A 15,850-nucleotide genomic window follows, 5' to 3' on the forward strand; every position below is an offset into this window, starting at 1 on the left:
TTTTATGCCTTATCACCCTTATGGAAGGAACAAAATCGACAGCCTATATCTCAAAAGCCCGTTCGGCTACCCAGTTAATTTTTTTGGTTTGTGGCCTGGGTATGGCCAGTTGGGCACCCATGATTCCTCTGGCCAAAGATCGTTTAGCGCTAAACGATGCTAATCTGGGTTTACTGCTGCTGCTGGTAGGAGGTGGTGCCATGCTGATGATGCCTACCTCAGGGTGGCTGGTAGGTCGCTTTGGTAGCCGCGTTGTTATGGCAGGTGCCGGGCTGATCATGGCTTTTGTTCTCCCCCTACTGCTTATTCTTTCCTCTCCGGCGGCTATGGCCGTAGCCTTGTTTGTATTCGGTTCCAGCATCGGTACAATTGACGTGGCCATGAATGCACATGGTGTTCAGGTGCAGAACCTCTACGGAAAACCTATTATGTCGTCGCTGCATGGACTGTTCAGCGTGGGGGGCCTGTTCGGCTCGCTTGGGCTAGGTTTTTTGATTAAACTGGGGCTTAATCCCGTCTACGCCATTGTTAGTATTGCCACGCTGATGATCATTATTACCCTGACGCAGTACCCGTTCTTATTTCCTCTGGAGGTCGAGCAACGGGCCATTGCCCGGTTCTCGGCCCCGCATGAGCAGCCAACGGCGGATAAACAACGGTTTGGCTGGCTGCATGGCAGAGTCTTGTTTCTGGGTATGATGTGTTTTGCTGTTTTTCTGGCCGAGGGTGCCATTCTTGACTGGAGTGCGATCTTTCTGCGCGACATCAAAGGAATCACACCGGAGTTTGCGGGAGCAGGCTACGCGGCTTTTTCGATTGCTATGGCTACAATGCGATTGACTGGAGACAAACTGGTGGCCCGTCTGAACGGCAAAACGGTGGTGGTAGGTGGGAGCCTGCTGGGCGCAGTTGGCCTGAGTATAGCTGTCCTGAGCCCCTGGGTAGCGGGTGCTATGGCTGGCTTTGTGCTGCTGGGGCTCGGAGCGGCCAATATAGTCCCTGTCTTTTTCAGTGCAGCCGGCAGGCTGCCCGGCATTGCGCCGACCGTGAGTATACCGGCCATAACAACCATTGGGTATACGGGCCTGCTGGCAGGCCCGGCCTTACTGGGCTTTATCGCCCAGCAGTTTTCCCTAAGTATCGCTTTAGGGTTTCTGGCTCTGGTATTGCTACTGGTAGCGTTAAGCTATAGCCTGAAAGGGCAAGCCAATTAACAAGTAATTTTCTGGTTATCAGCGCCGACGAGTTGCTTGAAGTAATCGTTTTGGTCGATGCCCGGAATCATACCTACCGTGATCAATTCCGGGCACCAGACCTTACCAAACAGTTATTCTGTCTTTTTCGGGTTTATACATTTTATCCCCAGGTTGTACATTAAAGGCATTATAAAAAGGCGTGAAGTTCATCAGCGGTCCATTTACGCGCCATTTGGCCGGTGAGTGCGGATTGGTGTTTACATACATGCCCATATACGCATCCCTGGTTTTTACGCGCCAGATCCGGGCTATTGAAATGAAAAACCGTTGGTCGGGCGTAAAACCGTCCAATTTTTGATCGTTGTTGCCAGGTGTGGCTCGTCCCTGTTCGGTCAGTTTAAAGGCATCATAGGCAATGGCAACTCCAGCAATATCGGCGGTGTTTTCGCCCACGGTTAAGGCTCCTTTTACGTGCACCGAATCCAGCACCGTAAACCGATTGTATTGGTCAATCACCTGCTGGGTTTTCGCTCTGAATTTGGCGTAGTCCGTTTTGGTCCACCAGTTGGTTACGTTACCATATTTATCGAATTGTGCGCCCTGATCGTCGAACGAATGCGTAATTTCGTGACCAATCACCATACCGATGCCACCATAGTTCAATGCATCGTCGGCATTTACGTCGAAATAGGGCGGCTGTAAAATTCCGGCCGGAAAAACAATTTCATTGAGTGGAGGATTGTTATATGCCGTTACCGTGGGCGGGGTCGTGTGCCATTCCGTTCGGTCGACGGGCTTTCCTACTTTAGCGAGGCTATTGCGGTAATCATTTTTAGCTGTCGCCAGCCGGTTTTCAAAATAAGCGTCTCGTTTGATGGACACCTGCGAGTAGTCGCGCCATTTATCGGGATAACCAATTTTCTGCGAAAAAGCGTAGAGTTTTTCCTTCGCCTTTGCTTTGGTAGAATCGCTCATCCAGTCCAGGCGGTTGATGCGGGCTTCAAAGGCTTTTTTGAGGTTATCGACCAGCACAGCCATCCGTTTTCTGGCCGATTCCGGAAAATATTTTTTCACATACAGTTGGGCCAGGGCATCGCCAAGCGACCGATCGACCGCCTGCGTCATTTCTTCGGCACGTGTTTGCTTAACCGCCTGGCCAGTCAGAATTTTAGCGTAGGCAAACGAGGCATCTACAAATGGCTGACTTAAGAAATTGGCATAGTTGGTTAATGCATGGGCTTTTAAATAAACTTTCCAATCCTGAATAGGGACCGATGTCAACAACGCATTCAGTTTGTCATAATAAGCCGGTTGGGCTACATTGACCGAATCAACTGTTACCCCTAAATCGCTCAATAACGTTGTCCAGCGTAGGGTAGGCTGTTTTTGGGCAAGATCGGCAACGGCCAGTTTATTATAGTTCGCCTTCACATCCCGGCGTTCGATATTCGTTTTATGAGCGGTGGCCAGTTGCTTTTCAATGTCATAGGCAATTTCTGCGTTTCTCCCGGCAGTCGATGCCTCCGTACCAATCAATTCAAACAGGCGGGTGAGGTAGGTTCGGTAGGCTTTTTGAATGACGAGGGTCGACGAATCGGTTTTAACATAATACCCCCGTTCTGGCAGCCCGATTCCGGTCTGGCTAAACTGGGCAATATTGACCGTACTCTTTCGGTTATCGGGTCCTACATAAAAACCAATGATGGAACCATTCCCTGCTTTTTGTTCGTCGGTTACCAGCTTCAGCAACGAAGGCACATCGGTTACGGCATCGATGCGGGCGAGCAGCGGCTTAATGGGTTCATAACCGCGTTTGTTAATAGCGAGGGTGTCCATGCCGGAAGCGTAAAAATCGCCCACCTGTTGTTCAATACTCCCTGCCGGGTTCTTACCGATCGAAACGCTGTCCAGAATTCCCTGCAACCGTATGCGTTGCGGATAATTCATAAAGGAATAAGCCCCCACGCCCGTTTGGCTGGGCGGTATGCGGACGGTATCGTTCCAGATGCCGTTTGCGTAGGCAAAGAAATCATCTCCTGGCTTTTTAGAAGCGTCGATTCCCGTTATGACTACCCGTTTGGCATTTGGCATAGAAACTCGCGTACAGGCTCCTGTCACGAACAGGGCCAGCGAGAAATAGATGAGTTGTTTCATGGTTTGTATAGATACCGATCAGTGTACGCTGGCGAATTCAGCGTAAAATCAAAAATAACCAGAGTTTCTATAATCTCACGAAACCTTTGGCAGAAATGCTACGCTCCGAATTTGGATATAAACCTACTTCTTAGTTCAGCATTCGATACTCATTGGGCGATTGGCCCACCCGTTGTTTAAACAGCCGAATAAAATGCTGGGGATATTTAAAACCCAGGTCATAGGCAACTTGACTAACCGATTTACGCTGATCAAATATTTTTTCTTTGGCTAGATCAATCACCTTCGCCTGGATGTGTTCCTGCGCTGTTTTACCCGTTTCCTTCTTGATCAGGTCGCCAAAATAATTGGCCGACAAATTCAGTTCGCTGGCGCAGTAAGCTACTGAGGGAAGTCCAATCGTTTGTGGTTTATCACTTTGATAATACACATTCAACAAATGCTCAAACCGCTCTAAAATTCCCTCATGCACATGGTTTCGGGTTATAAACTGGCGGTCATAAAAACGGACGCAATAGTTCAAAAACAGTTCGATTGTGGAAACAATCAATCGTTTGCTATGCCTGTCGATAGCGTGCTCCAGTTCATAATTAATTTTCTCAAACGAATCCATTACTATTCCGCGCTCCCGACCAGACAGATGCAGAGCTTCGTAGGATTGGTAGCCAAAGAACGTATAGTCCTGAATATGTCGGCCCAGCGCCGTGCCATGAATCAAATCAGGGTGAAAAACCAGCACGTATCCTTTAGGTTGATAGGTTTCGCCATTACTATTTACACCGGCTACCTGACCTGGCGCCATAAAAACCAGGGTGCCTTCCTGATAATCATACGTATGTCGCCCATACGCCAGATCACCGCACTTTACATCTTTTAAGAAGATAGCGTAAAAACCGAAATACATACGAGAACCCTGCCGGGGAGACGCTTTCGATAAATCAACGACACTAACCAGCGGGTGTAGTGTTTCATTGTTATTGAAATCGTTGTACTCGCTTATTGTCTCAAATCGGCGTAAAGTATCCATAGTACGGTTAGTTATCTATTCCAAAATTACCGCTTTCCGCTTACCCTACCGGATGCAAAACAGTGAATAAGGAATATTGGTAGTAATCCCCGTAATCTGTATACCAGCCAAACCATAAAATGAGGAGACCTTTGTCCTGCCAGAGAATGTAAAGCTCAGCACCAACGATCGGAAAACTTTCAAAACGCTGGACAAGAAAGCAAGTTTCTTCTTCGATCATCAGGATCTGGCTAGGGTAAAATGGCTGGATGGACATAAGCAGCCGACATAATTACGTAAAAAGAAAAATGATGCAAAAACGACTAATAGGCCGCAGTGGCTTAGAAGTATCCGCCCTTGGCCTTGGTTGTATGGGCCTTAGTTATGGCTATGGACCCGCCACCAACAAACAGGATGCCATTAACCTTATTCGTGCCGCTTTCGATAAAGGTGTTACCTTCTTCGATACGGCAGAAGCCTACGGCCCCTTTATAAATGAAGAAGTACTTGGCGAAGCCCTGGCACCATTTCGGAATGAAGTTGTGATTGCTACCAAGTTTGGATTCAAAGAAGGTAATACAATGCTAGGCATGGACAGTCGGCCCGAAAACATCAGAGCTGTTGCGGATGCTTCGCTGAAACGGTTGAGAACCGATGTTATCGATCTGTTTTATCAGCATCGAGTCGATCCGGCAGTGCCTATTGAAGACGTAGCCGGTACGGTTAAAGACCTCATCCGGGAAGGAAAAGTGAAGCACTTTGGCCTGTCGGAAGCAGGTGTAGAAACCATTCGGAAAGCCCACGCTGTACAACCGGTAGCGGCTCTGCAAAGTGAATATTCGCTTTGGTGGCGCGAGCCGGAAGCCCAAATACTTCCGACACTGGAAGAGCTGGGTATTGGTTTTGTACCATTCAGCCCGCTGGGAAAAGGGTTTCTGACGGGCAAAATCGACAATAGCACGACGTTCGACAAAACCGACTTTCGGACTATTGTGCCCCGTTTTTCGGAAGAGAATCGAAAAGCCAACCAGGTTCTGGTGGATTTACTCGGCAAACTAGCCAACGACCGTCAGGCAACGTCGGCACAGATAGCTCTTGCCTGGCTACTCGCCCAAAAAACCTGGATCGTACCAATTCCGGGCACAACAAAATTGCATCGGCTGGAAGAAAATATTGGCGCAGCGGCCATTACACTAGGAGAAGCCGATCTCAACGAAATCAATTCGGCTTTTTCAGCGATTCCGGTACAAGGCGATCGCTATCCGGCACATTTGCAAAAGCGGGTAGGTAATTGAGGCCGAGACACTGGTGAGCGCAACCAGCGTATTTGCAAAGATTCGTTGGTTGCTCATAAACGAAATAACTTCTGAACTGGGTGTCGACTCTACAGTTTTTACCGATTCGTCGATTGCTTTGCCAGCTCGGTTTCCGTTTCTGCCTGCCCAGCCAGTGGCAACGACAGGAAGAATGACGTTCCAACTCCCTCCGTGGTTTCGAACCAGATAGACCCTCCGGCATGTTCGACACCTCTCTTGGCAATTGCCAGTCCAAGCCCCGATCCGCCCCGCTTCGTACTAAAATTGGGCAGAAACACTTTTTTACGAATCGCTTCAGGAATACCGGCTCCGTTGTCGTGAATCTCGATCTGCACATCGTCGTCGTTGGTGTACAGCCGTAAATTCAGTATGGGCTTTCGCTCGGGCGGAACCGACTGAATACCATTGATAATCAGATTGGTAATTGTACGTCCAATCAGTTGGCGATCGCCTTTTACCATTACGGGCCCAGGGGCAATCTGGCGCTGAAGAATTATTCGCTGATCGTCGGCATATAAATCGGCGGCTTTATTGATGACGCCAGTTACCTCAAAAATCTCATTTTTGGGCAAAGGCATTTTGGCAAAATCAGAAAACGAAGTAGCAATATCACTCAGGTTATCGATCTGGTCGAGCAACGAATCGAAAGTGCGCTGAATGACCCGACGCATAGCCGGATCGTTTGTGCTGGCAGCCCCTTCGGTTCCATTTACATTTGGGAAAGTCCGCTGCAAATGCTGCAAGGTCAATTTCATGGGCGTCAGCGGATTTTTGATCTCGTGCGCAACCTGCTTGGCCATTTCGCGCCAGGCCGACTGTTTCTCGTTCTGCGCCAATGCCTGCTTACTTTCTTCCAGCTTCACAAGCATTCGGTTATACTCCCGAATCAACAACCCAATTTCATCATCAGAACGCCACGGCAACGGTTCATTAGGTTGGTCGAGATTTGTTTTCCGTATCTTCTGGGTCAGTAGTTTCAGCGGCTTGGTCAGCACATTGGAAGCGAAATACGACAGGATCAGAAAGAACAAAAACAGACCGGTGAAGATGCTGAGTGCCGATGAAATGACTTCAATAATTTGCCGGTCAAGTTCAGGCCGGGCATAAAAATAAGGAATACTTAAAACACCCAGCAGGCGACCATCGTATGATTTGATACCAGCATACGCTGTTCGATATTGCTTACTGCCCAGCGACTCATTTAACAAAATCTGATTTTCCTTATCCTCAACAATGTGGATAAAAGCCTCTGGATTGATGTATTTAGAGAGATGCCCGCTTTCGTATATCAGCGGTCGCGTAGATGTGCTAAGTAACCCATTCTTATCGAACAGGCTAATGTCAACACTGGCATCGCGTGCGATCTTGCGCAATTCTTCCTCCATCGACGCTTTACTACGTCGTCCCTGCTGGTATTCGTCCAGATAATTTTCAAAGTTGGAAGCAATGTTACGCGTGTTATTAATGTAGCTATTCTCCTGATTAGCAATATAGTTAGAACTAATTACGCTCAGAATAATCACAATAACCAGAAGCAGCGGCAAAAAGAACGCCACATTCAGCAGAATCTGAATACGGGTTGAATAGTTGATACTAAACTGGGAAAACCCGTAATACACGGCATATATGATAATAACAATCAGTACGGTCAGTACCAGTAGTAGATATAAAAAAGAAAAGTTCGAAAATATATTCTGGAACGGATATTCGGCCGACGAAACCACCACGATACGCCCATCCTGACCGCGCTGCCCTACGTGCTGATAGCCATTGGCAATGAGGCCGGTTGTGTATAGTGCTGGATTTGCCAGGAGAGCGGGCGGCATCTTTCGGTCATAATTATAACTACCCGCACTGTATAAAATTCGGCGCAGCGAGGTGTCGCCAGCGGCTGGTCTACCCAGAATAGCATAGCTATATTCCTGTGTATCGGAACTATGCATAAATTTTGTATCGACAAGCAGTTCAGGATAAACACTTTTCGGACGCTCATTGCGCAATCGAAGATCCAGCACAACATAACCCAGGGTGTCGGCAAGGGTCGATGTGGCACCCAGCTTATCATGCAGAATCGGCACAAAACAAACGTATTGTTTAATAAACTGATTGCCAACCTCATTAATAAAATTAACCCCCAAATACTGAGTTTTGTACTCAGGCCGACCATAGCGGGCTTTCAGACTGGCTAATGAGTTGGCATTCGGGCCAATATCAAGCGATTGCCCGTTTGCCAGAAATGCCAATACGTCGATATCGTATTTATCAAAATATTTGTCCAGATGAACGCTTTTGATCCGTTGCTGAATGCGCTCCCGAACCAGCAGCGTATCTCGGCGCAGGAGTCGGGCAATATCGGCATCGTTTCGAATTGATTCCTGCGCTTTGCTGAGTAAGAATTCACCAAATTCGTCATTCTCTGCCAGCAACTGCGATGCAAACTCCCGCTCATGAACCAGTTGCTTCTTTATTTCCTGATTATAAACCACATAGGCGGTAGTAACGGCGCAAATGAAAGCCGCCAGAAATAAATACACCGACGTTTTATAACGAAATGTGTAGAGAGCCCGCACAAAACGGCCCAGGTAAACAAACAGAAAATATAACCCATTCAGGAGCAGAATTGGGTCGAGTACCCAGTCGATTGCATAAAAAATCAGGAAAGCAACCAAAGTACCGGCCAAAATCCAGAGCGATCCTTCTGTTCGGACACGGTTAAAGCGCAGAAAAACGCTTGCCAGCAGATGAATCAGCAAAAAGTAAATCGACGAAATAGTAACGAAGACGATCAGGCAAACGATCTTCAGTAATGAAAACCGGATATTCAGCGTAATATCGAGCGTAAATTGCGACTTCTCATAGATGTTGTTCAACTCGTCATAACAGCATGCAAAGACCAGATAGCTCAGAACAACACACACTACAGACAAGAGTTTTTTGGCGGGCGACGGTAAATAAATTAACCGGCGGTAGCTATGCGACCGATAATAGGTACTAACCCAATAATAGGCCAGAATAAGGATAACGATCGCATTCAGCAGCAAATCGCCCAACGACGGAACCAGCACCGATGACGCATAGAAGCGCGAGTTGAATAAGTCGGATTCGATAAACAAAAACGGCACGCCGAAATACAACATTAGTGCCCGCAACAGCACCAGATAGGCCGCTAACCAGATAAAGCCCCGCTCAAACTGCCGACGTCGTTTTAGTTTGATCAGGGTCAGCAGGACAAATAACCCCAGAAAGATTACGCCTAATGTAGCCAGAATAACCGTGTTTACGGGAGTCGACTGATTGCGGTAGGTATTGACTTTAGGGGGTATAACTGAAAACAAATACACCGGCGTATTGTCGTAGATAGCCTGGTAAACAGTTGTCCGATCATTGACAATCGCTTCGGGATCGATAGCAAACAGGCTCGAATTATAACCCGACTGGAGATAGGTATTATTATTTTGATAGTGTCTGTAAATATTGATCAGCGAAAACACATCCAGCGAATCTACTCCACGGCGAATTCGACGGTGACTAACAATATATTTTCCCTGCTCAAAGTCGACCAGTGTCGGATAAGTTACGGCCGCAATACGCGAATAGCTCGGAATAAAGCGATAATCAGACCAAAACACTAATTGAGGAGCTTCGGGCTGCCCAATCTGTTTACGAAAAATAAAGTAAGGATATCGGGTTGGCTGGCTCATACCAGCAAACGTTGTATCGGAAGATTTCTGTAGCTTTTCGGAAACACGATTCAGTTCGTCAGTACTGACACGTATTTCGTCCTTTACACGCTGCTGCACAGCCGTCATGTATTGCTCGTCGGTGGCTCCGGGGGCATTTTCCTCCAGAAACCAATAGCACAATACAGAAAGCACTGCGGCCAGTACAGCTAATCCTAAAAAAATATGGTGGTCAATTCGCTTCACGGTCCCGGCAAGGGTTTGGTCTAAACCGACCTAAAATCATGCCAATTTTGTTGGGCAAGTACCAATGAGTAGTGTTTACCCTCCGATAAACTACAAAACCTACAGGTTCGATAGCAAACAGCATCCTGCTTTATCTAGCGCAGACCCGTTGCTGACGGTTGTTCTTTTTCTACCGTGAAACCACCTGGTTCATAACCAATTTCGGCACCTAATACATATAACAAATGCCTCCGATCAATAATGATCCGAACGCCTTCTACGTTATACACTTCGTCGGCAGAACCGGGGACATCGAACCCCAGCAACCACGATGCGCCACAACCTCCTCCCCGAATACCGACCCTGAGGCCGTATTCGTCTGGAATTTTATTGGCCCGCATGGTGTCCATTAGTTGTTGCCGCGCTTCGGGCCGAACAAGAACAGGATTCTCAAGTGCCAACATAAACTGATAAATACGTTTGTGTATACCCTTTTTCTGAAGAAGCTGGCCAAACCAGAACAGCGTTTACCAACAGAATACTGTATACTCTTTTGTCAAAGTTATTCATTTTTATTCAAACAACGTTTTCCCTTATATGGAGTTGCTGAGTGATTTTTTGAAGTTGATCGTACCGGCAGGTCTGGTTCTTTATGGCATGTACCTAACCGTTAAGTTATTACTGGAACGGGAGGCCGACCGCCATCGCTTCGACATTAAAACCCGTTATACCGAAACGGTAGTTCCGATTCGGCTACAGGCATACGAACGTATGGTGCTCTTTCTGGAGCGTATCAGTCCAAACAATTTATTAGTCCGGCTGGGCGGTACGGCAAGTACATCGCTGGAATTTCAACAACGGCTCCTGCAGGAAATCCGGGATGAGTATAATCATAACCTATCGCAGCAAGTCTACATGAGCCAGGCTGTGTGGGATCAGATTCAGGGAGCCATGAACGATGTGACTACGCTTATCAACCGGGCCGCTGGCGATACTCAACCCGATGCCTCTGCTCTTGATCTGTCGAAACGTATTTTCGAACGAATTATCGAAAAAGATCGGCTCCCTACTGCCGACGCGCTAAAAGCGGTCAAGGAAGAGATTCAAACGATGTTTATGTAGGGGCTTAACAAATCTTTCAAAATCTTACACCATTCGTCAGTCGCTGTTCAGGGCTTTTCCATAAAATGCCAACGGCATGACAGGGTTGTAGAAGCAGGCTTATCAGGTTCTTACTGCCAAAATGCTACGGCGCTACGCGGTTAGAAAGTTTTATAAAAAAGCCCTCAATCCTTGTTGAAATGTCCTGGTCAATTCTTTGATATGCTTTACCGGCAGGTAGTACGTTTACCCATCTAAATTGCTCACACAAACACCTCCGCCGAGAGTGCCATTGCCACCTGAAAAGCGGCCATATCAAGCTGTAGGTCAACGTTTTCGGCTATAAGCGTTTCAATAATTGATTCGGTAGGCAAATTTCCGGTCAAATTGTCGGCTGCCATTGGGCACCCTCCGAAACCACGTAAAGCACCATCAATACGCCGAACACCTGCCCGTACAGCCGCCCGTACTTTAGCATTAGCCTCAGCGGGCAGGGCGTGTAAATGCGCCCCGAATTCGATTGACGGAAAATTGGCAAGCAAGTGTTTAAACAACGTTTCGATGCTTTCGGGCGTCGACGACCCAATGGTGTCAGATGGTGCAATCAGTTGAATCTCCATAGCCCTGAGCTGGTCGGTAAAGGCGCTGACCAGTTCAGGACTGTAGGGATCGCCATACGGATTTCCGAATCCCATCGACAGGTATACGACCAGTTGTTTACCTGTCCGAACACAAAGGTTCTGAATCTGACTTACCTCCTCAAATGCCTGAACGATAGACTTGTTGGTGTTGCGCTGTTGAAACGTTTCGGATACCGAAAGCGGAAATCCAATATACGGAATAGTATCAAATTCGGCGGCCTGTTCGGCACCCCGTACATTGGCAACGATGGCCAATAGTTTTGTTTTCGTAGCCGACAGATCGAGCCCGGCTAATACGTCGGCCGTATCGCGCAGTTGCGGAATGGCTTTGGGCGACACAAAACTACCGAAGTCGAGCGTATCGAAACCAACCCGCAGCAACGCATTGAGGTAGCGAATTTTCAGATCCGTTGGCACAAAATGGCCTAGCCCCTGCATGGCGTCGCGCGGGCATTCTACCAGCTTCATTAGCGCGAAAGGGGTTGATTCGGTCGCGACAGAACGGCCAGAAATATCATTATAATAGCACAAATGGCCAGTCCACCTGCTTCGCGCGCCATTTCGATATTCATGCTCCGCATACCCACTTCACTAAACAAAAACCCTTCGAACACGGGCGGCCACTGATAAATAGCGGCAATGACATACATAATCGCCATTATGGCCAGAAACCACCAGCGAGCCAGCCCGGCATAGGTCATAAAACAGGCAATGGCTGCCAGCGCATAGATAGGTATCCAAACCTCGGGGTCCGGATCGTTATACTGAACAGCAGCAAACAACAAAAACAGGAGCCCGAAAACAATAGAAAGTATTTTACGCATGGGTTAAATCGAAATAGCACTCATTTACAATATTCGGCAACAGCATTAGCGGCATCAGCATACCCCAGGTTTTGAGCCTGTTTCAGACTTAGGCAGGCGCTTTCGCGCTGGTTCTGCAAAATTTGAGCAATCCCTAATCCATAAAATGCCTTCCCAAATTTAGGATCGGCCTGTACGGCCTGCTGAAAGTCGGCAGTAGCTCCAGCGAGGTCTTTCTGCTGAAATCGCAGATTGCCCCGATTATACAAAGCCAGCGCATTCCTGGAATCTAACGTAATTGCCTGCGAAAAATCGTTAAGAGCAGGCTGAATTTGTCCCTGAGCGGCCAGCAACTGCCCTCGGTTCAGAAAAATTTCGGAACGTATGCTCCGGCCGGTGTCGGGTGCCAGCCGAATAGCATCTGAATAGTCTTTCAGCGCTCCCGTCAGATCATTCTCAGCAACTTTTAGTAAAGCCCGGTTGTAGTATGGCCGGTAAAAACCAGGTTCCAGCTTGATGGCCTGATCATAATCCAGCGTCGCATTAGCATATTCTTTCAATTCAAAATAAGCTACTCCACGCGAATTAAAGGCTTCCACATTATCGGCATCAGCTTCAATGGCCTGATTCAAAACCTGAATAGCCTCCCGAAATTTCCCCTGCTTTAAATAATCCCGTCCCTGTTGCAGGTTTTTATCAGCGGACGTACAGGCAGTGAAAATCAACAAAATAACACAAATACTATAGTATGAACGCATCATTTTTAAAGAGCGAATGAGTGAAAGAGCAAAAGAGTACCGCAAATGATTTTTCACAAAGGTACGGGCGAAATTTGGTCGTTTGTCTAACATTTGCTTAACTTTGCATCGGCAAATCGGTGCTACCAGCTCCTGCTGAATCCCCCAGGTCTTGACCGAAGCAAGGGTAGGTGGTTGTAGCGGTGAGACATTGGTTTGCCATTTTTTGTTTCCGTACATCACGAATTGTAGTTTCGCGGAATCAACTAGTATGTTTAGCGGATTTCCTTTAGCTGGCCGCTAAATTCTTGACTGCCTACATGGACCTGCTCAGCCAACTTACGGCGTCGTTTGCCGACGCATTTCATACCGAATCAACCGCCAGCGAGCCACTTCTGATTTGTTCTCCCGGCCGCGTAAATCTTATTGGCGAGCATACCGACTATAACGAAGGCTTCGTTCTGCCAGCCGCTATCGATAAAGCCATTTATTTGGCCGTAAGTCCACGCACCGATAATGAACTGCATTTTGTGGCCTACGATCTGAATAAATCGTTTCAGGGCTCATTGAACGACCTGTCGCCAACACATACCTGGGCCGACTATCTGCTGGGGGTTGTTGCTCAGTTCATACTGGCAGGTCAGCAGATTAGCGGATTCAATTGCCTCTTTACGGGTACCATTCCGATGGGCTCGGGGCTGTCGTCGTCGGCAGCGCTCGAAAATGGCGTTGGTTTTGCTCTCAACGAAATGTTTCAGCTAGGGCTCGACCGAATTACCATGCTGAAACTATCGCAACGGGCCGAAAACGAATTCGTTGGGGCCAAGGTTGGCATTATGGATATGTTTGCCAGCATGATGGGCCGGGCCGATCATGTTATCAAACTCGATTGTCGTTCGCTCGAATATGCTTACGCTCCGCTGCAAATGGATGGCATCAGCATTGTCCTTTGCGATTCGCGGGTGAAGCACTCACTTGTTTCGTCGGAATACAATACACGCCGGGCCGAATGTGAAGCAGGGGTCCGCTTTCTGAAAGCGTTCTATCCAGAAGTCAACAGCCTGCGCGATGTTACCATGACCATGCTCGACACGCATTTGAAGCATACGCAGCCGCTCATCTATCGTCGGTGTGCTTATGTCGTTCAGGAAAATCAACGATTGCTCGATGGGGTTGCAGCTCTGGAAACAGGCAATATCAGCGCGTTTGGTCAACTGATGTATGGGTCGCACGAAGGGCTAAGCCAATGGTATGAAGTAAGCTGTCCGGAACTGGATATTTTGGTCGAAATAGCCCGTCAGCATCCCGGCGTACTAGGAGCCCGAATGATGGGTGGCGGGTTTGGTGGCTGCACCATAAACTTAGTTCAGGAAGACCATCTGGACGATTTCAGGCAACTGATTATCAAACAATATAAAGCCCAAACGGGGAAAGATACGTACCTTCACGTCTGCAAAATTCAAAATGGTACGAACCTGGTCAGCAAGTCAGTAAGTCGGTAAGATTTGTTGCTTTACCATCTCACTGACTTACCGCCATACGACTTTTTAATTCTGTTTAACTATGAAATTTTTTATTGACACGGCCAATCTGGCCGACATTCGCGAAGCCCAGGCAATGGGAATTCTCGACGGCGTCACGACTAACCCATCGCTGATGGCCAAAGAAGGTATCACCGGCAAAGACAACGTGATGCGCCACTACAAACAAATCTGCGAAATCGTGGAAGGAGATGTAAGCGCAGAAGTTATCTCGGTTAACTACGAAGAGATGATCAAAGAAGGCGACGAACTGGCCGAAATCGACGAGAACATCGTGGTGAAAGTTCCAATGACCGCCGACGGTGTAAAAGCCATCAAATATTTCTCTGAAAAAGGCATTCGTACCAACTGTACGCTTATTTTCTCGGCAGGTCAGGCCCTACTGGCGGCTAAAGCAGGGGCTTCGTTTGTGTCGCCATTTGTTGGTCGGTTAGACGATATTTCGACCGATGGTATGGCCCTGATCGAACAAATCGTAACTATTTTCACAAACTACGGTTTCACTACCGAAGTGCTGGCAGCCTCTGTTCGTCACCCAATGCACGTTATCCAGTGCGCTGAAATTGGTGCCGATGTAATGACAGCCCCATTGAGCGTTATTAAAGCCTTACTGAATCACCCACTTACCGACAGCGGTCTGGCTAAATTCCTGGCCGACCATGCGAAAGCGTCTGCACAATAATTCGTTCTTGATTTACGCTATACGGTATGATTTCGCTCGTATCGTATAGCGTAAATCTGACAACCGTAAACCGATACTATGTTTTCTACCGAACCTGTTCTTAGCCTCGATCATGCGGACATCTATCAGGGAACCAAGCTGATTCTGGGCGATGTGTCGTTTCAAATCAATAAAGGCGATTTTGCCTACCTAATCGGGCGAACAGGCAGTGGTAAAACTTCTCTACTAAAAACATTATATGCCGATTTATGGCTTCAGAATGGCAAAGGGTTTGTTGCGGGCTATTCGCTCGATAAACTAAAACCCCGCGACGTTCCGTTTCTGCGCCGTAAGATAGGCATCGTGTTTCAGGACTTTCAGCTATTTTTTGATCGGTCGGTCGAAGAAAACCTGCGCTTTGTTCTCCGGGCTACCGGCTGGACGAAAAAAGTAGATATGAACAACCGCATTGCCGATGTGCTGATGCAGGTTGGTCTGGGTACGGCCCAGAAAAAAATGCCCCATCAGCTTTCGGGGGGCGAACAGCAACGGGTGGTTATTGCACGGGCCATGCTCAACGAACCGCTGGTGCTCATTGCCGACGAGCCCACGGGTAACCTCGACCCTGCCGTTGCGGATCAGATCATGAAAGTTTTTCAGGCCATTAACAATGCAGGAACGGCTGTGCTAATGGCAACTCATAACTACGACCTGCTGAACAAATATCCTGCCCGCGTTCTGCGCTGCCAGGATGGGCAGGTGATTGAACTAAAAGGTTAATCTTTCCTC

General features: G+C 47.8%; 14 protein-coding genes. 6 read left to right on the forward strand and 8 right to left on the reverse strand.

Annotated elements, in window-relative coordinates; translation table 11 throughout:
• Nucleotides 1-20: 20 nt before the first annotated feature.
• Nucleotides 21-1,214: an MFS transporter gene (locus tag WBJ53_RS24755; protein WP_338871195.1), complete on the forward strand. Its 1,194-nt coding sequence runs from the start codon at nt 21-23 to the stop codon at nt 1,212-1,214.
• A 102-nt stretch (nt 1,215-1,316) separates the two neighbouring features.
• Here the strand turns inward: WBJ53_RS24755 and WBJ53_RS24760 are convergent, their stop codons facing one another.
• The 3 genes from WBJ53_RS24760 to WBJ53_RS24770 all read right to left on the reverse strand — a co-directional run bounded on the left by WBJ53_RS24760 (nt 1,317) and on the right by WBJ53_RS24770 (nt 4,633).
• Nucleotides 1,317-3,350: a M13 family metallopeptidase gene (locus tag WBJ53_RS24760; RefSeq protein WP_338871197.1), complete on the reverse strand. Its 2,034-nt coding sequence runs from the start codon at nt 3,348-3,350 to the stop codon at nt 1,317-1,319.
• A 130-nt stretch (nt 3,351-3,480) separates the two neighbouring features.
• Entirely contained in the window at nt 3,481-4,377 is an 897-nt protein-coding gene (locus tag WBJ53_RS24765) for a helix-turn-helix domain-containing protein (RefSeq protein WP_338871199.1), read from the reverse strand.
• 40 nt (nt 4,378-4,417) lie between these two features.
• The gene (locus WBJ53_RS24770) at nt 4,418-4,633 is read right to left on the reverse strand and encodes a hypothetical protein (protein WP_338871201.1); all 216 of its coding nucleotides are present in this window, start codon (nt 4,631-4,633) and stop codon (nt 4,418-4,420) included.
• 34 nt (nt 4,634-4,667) lie between these two features.
• Here WBJ53_RS24770 and WBJ53_RS24775 point away from each other — a divergent pair, with 34 nt between their 5' ends.
• A complete protein-coding gene (locus WBJ53_RS24775) occupies nt 4,668-5,651 on the forward strand; it encodes an aldo/keto reductase (protein WP_338877232.1) in 984 nt (327 codons plus the stop codon).
• 98 nt (nt 5,652-5,749) lie between these two features.
• On the opposite strand, the gene WBJ53_RS24780 is transcribed toward WBJ53_RS24775, so the two are convergent.
• Nucleotides 5,750-9,598 carry a HAMP domain-containing sensor histidine kinase gene (locus WBJ53_RS24780; protein ID WP_338871203.1) on the reverse strand — a complete coding sequence of 1,283 codons (3,849 nt, stop codon included), beginning with the start codon at nt 9,596-9,598 and terminating at the stop codon, nt 5,750-5,752.
• Between the two features lie 134 nt (nt 9,599-9,732).
• Nucleotides 9,733-10,041, reverse strand: a complete 309-nt coding sequence (locus WBJ53_RS24785; RefSeq protein ID WP_338871205.1) for an iron-sulfur cluster assembly accessory protein — start codon at nt 10,039-10,041, stop codon at nt 9,733-9,735.
• Between the two features lie 133 nt (nt 10,042-10,174).
• Between WBJ53_RS24785 and WBJ53_RS24790 the strand changes: the two genes are divergently transcribed.
• On the forward strand, nt 10,175-10,699 hold the full coding sequence (locus tag WBJ53_RS24790) for a hypothetical protein (RefSeq protein WP_338871207.1): 525 nt from the start codon (nt 10,175-10,177) through the stop codon (nt 10,697-10,699).
• Nucleotides 10,700-10,941: 242 nt separating this feature from the next.
• On the opposite strand, the gene WBJ53_RS24795 is transcribed toward WBJ53_RS24790, so the two are convergent.
• The 3 genes from WBJ53_RS24795 to WBJ53_RS24805 are packed head-to-tail and all read right to left on the reverse strand — an operon-like array spanning nt 10,942 to nt 12,883.
• Nucleotides 10,942-11,787, reverse strand: a complete 846-nt coding sequence (locus tag WBJ53_RS24795) for a hydroxymethylglutaryl-CoA lyase (protein WP_338871208.1) — start codon at nt 11,785-11,787, stop codon at nt 10,942-10,944.
• Nucleotides 11,787-12,143 carry a transmembrane 220 family protein gene (locus WBJ53_RS24800; RefSeq protein WP_338871209.1) on the reverse strand — a complete coding sequence of 119 codons (357 nt, stop codon included), beginning with the start codon at nt 12,141-12,143 and terminating at the stop codon, nt 11,787-11,789. The genes WBJ53_RS24795 and WBJ53_RS24800 overlap by 1 nt, the downstream gene beginning before the upstream one ends.
• A 20-nt stretch (nt 12,144-12,163) precedes the next feature.
• A complete protein-coding gene (locus tag WBJ53_RS24805) occupies nt 12,164-12,883 on the reverse strand; it encodes a tetratricopeptide repeat protein (protein WP_338871210.1) in 720 nt (239 codons plus the stop codon).
• 296 nt (nt 12,884-13,179) lie between these two features.
• On the opposite strand from WBJ53_RS24805, the gene galK reads away from it, so the two are divergent.
• From galK to WBJ53_RS24820, 3 genes are all read left to right on the forward strand, one after another.
• Nucleotides 13,180-14,361, forward strand: coding sequence for a galactokinase (galK, locus tag WBJ53_RS24810; protein WP_338871212.1), 1,182 nt, complete (start codon nt 13,180-13,182; stop codon nt 14,359-14,361).
• A gap of 61 nt (nt 14,362-14,422) precedes the next feature.
• Nucleotides 14,423-15,082, forward strand: a complete 660-nt coding sequence (gene fsa, locus WBJ53_RS24815) for a fructose-6-phosphate aldolase (protein ID WP_338871214.1) — start codon at nt 14,423-14,425, stop codon at nt 15,080-15,082.
• Between the two features lie 78 nt (nt 15,083-15,160).
• Nucleotides 15,161-15,841 (forward strand): ATP-binding cassette domain-containing protein, encoded by a 681-nt coding sequence (locus WBJ53_RS24820; protein WP_338871216.1) that lies wholly within the window; start codon nt 15,161-15,163, stop codon nt 15,839-15,841.
• The last annotated feature ends 9 nt before the right edge of the window (nt 15,842-15,850 follow it).

Origin of the sequence: Spirosoma sp. SC4-14, from assembly GCF_037201965.1 — a bacterium.
GTDB lineage: Bacteria > Bacteroidota > Bacteroidia > Cytophagales > Spirosomataceae > Spirosoma.

Coding starts and splice junctions, on each gene's coding strand:
- WBJ53_RS24755 (WP_338871195.1), top strand. CDS start 21: ATGGAAGGAACAAAATCGACAGCCTATATCTCAAAAGCCCGTTCGGCT.
- WBJ53_RS24760 (WP_338871197.1), bottom strand. CDS start 3,350: ATGAAACAACTCATCTATTTCTCGCTGGCCCTGTTCGTGACAGGAGCC.
- WBJ53_RS24765 (WP_338871199.1), bottom strand. CDS start 4,377: ATGGATACTTTACGCCGATTTGAGACAATAAGCGAGTACAACGATTTC.
- WBJ53_RS24770 (WP_338871201.1), bottom strand. CDS start 4,633: ATGTCCATCCAGCCATTTTACCCTAGCCAGATCCTGATGATCGAAGAA.
- WBJ53_RS24775 (WP_338877232.1), top strand. CDS start 4,668: ATGCAAAAACGACTAATAGGCCGCAGTGGCTTAGAAGTATCCGCCCTT.
- WBJ53_RS24785 (WP_338871205.1), bottom strand. CDS start 10,041: ATGTTGGCACTTGAGAATCCTGTTCTTGTTCGGCCCGAAGCGCGGCAA.
- WBJ53_RS24790 (WP_338871207.1), top strand. CDS start 10,175: ATGGAGTTGCTGAGTGATTTTTTGAAGTTGATCGTACCGGCAGGTCTG.
- WBJ53_RS24795 (WP_338871208.1), bottom strand. CDS start 11,787: ATGAAGCTGGTAGAATGCCCGCGCGACGCCATGCAGGGGCTAGGCCAT.
- WBJ53_RS24800 (WP_338871209.1), bottom strand. CDS start 12,143: ATGCGTAAAATACTTTCTATTGTTTTCGGGCTCCTGTTTTTGTTGTTT.
- WBJ53_RS24805 (WP_338871210.1), bottom strand. CDS start 12,883: ATGATGCGTTCATACTATAGTATTTGTGTTATTTTGTTGATTTTCACT.
- galK (WP_338871212.1), top strand. CDS start 13,180: ATGGACCTGCTCAGCCAACTTACGGCGTCGTTTGCCGACGCATTTCAT.
- fsa (WP_338871214.1), top strand. CDS start 14,423: ATGAAATTTTTTATTGACACGGCCAATCTGGCCGACATTCGCGAAGCC.
- WBJ53_RS24820 (WP_338871216.1), top strand. CDS start 15,161: ATGTTTTCTACCGAACCTGTTCTTAGCCTCGATCATGCGGACATCTAT.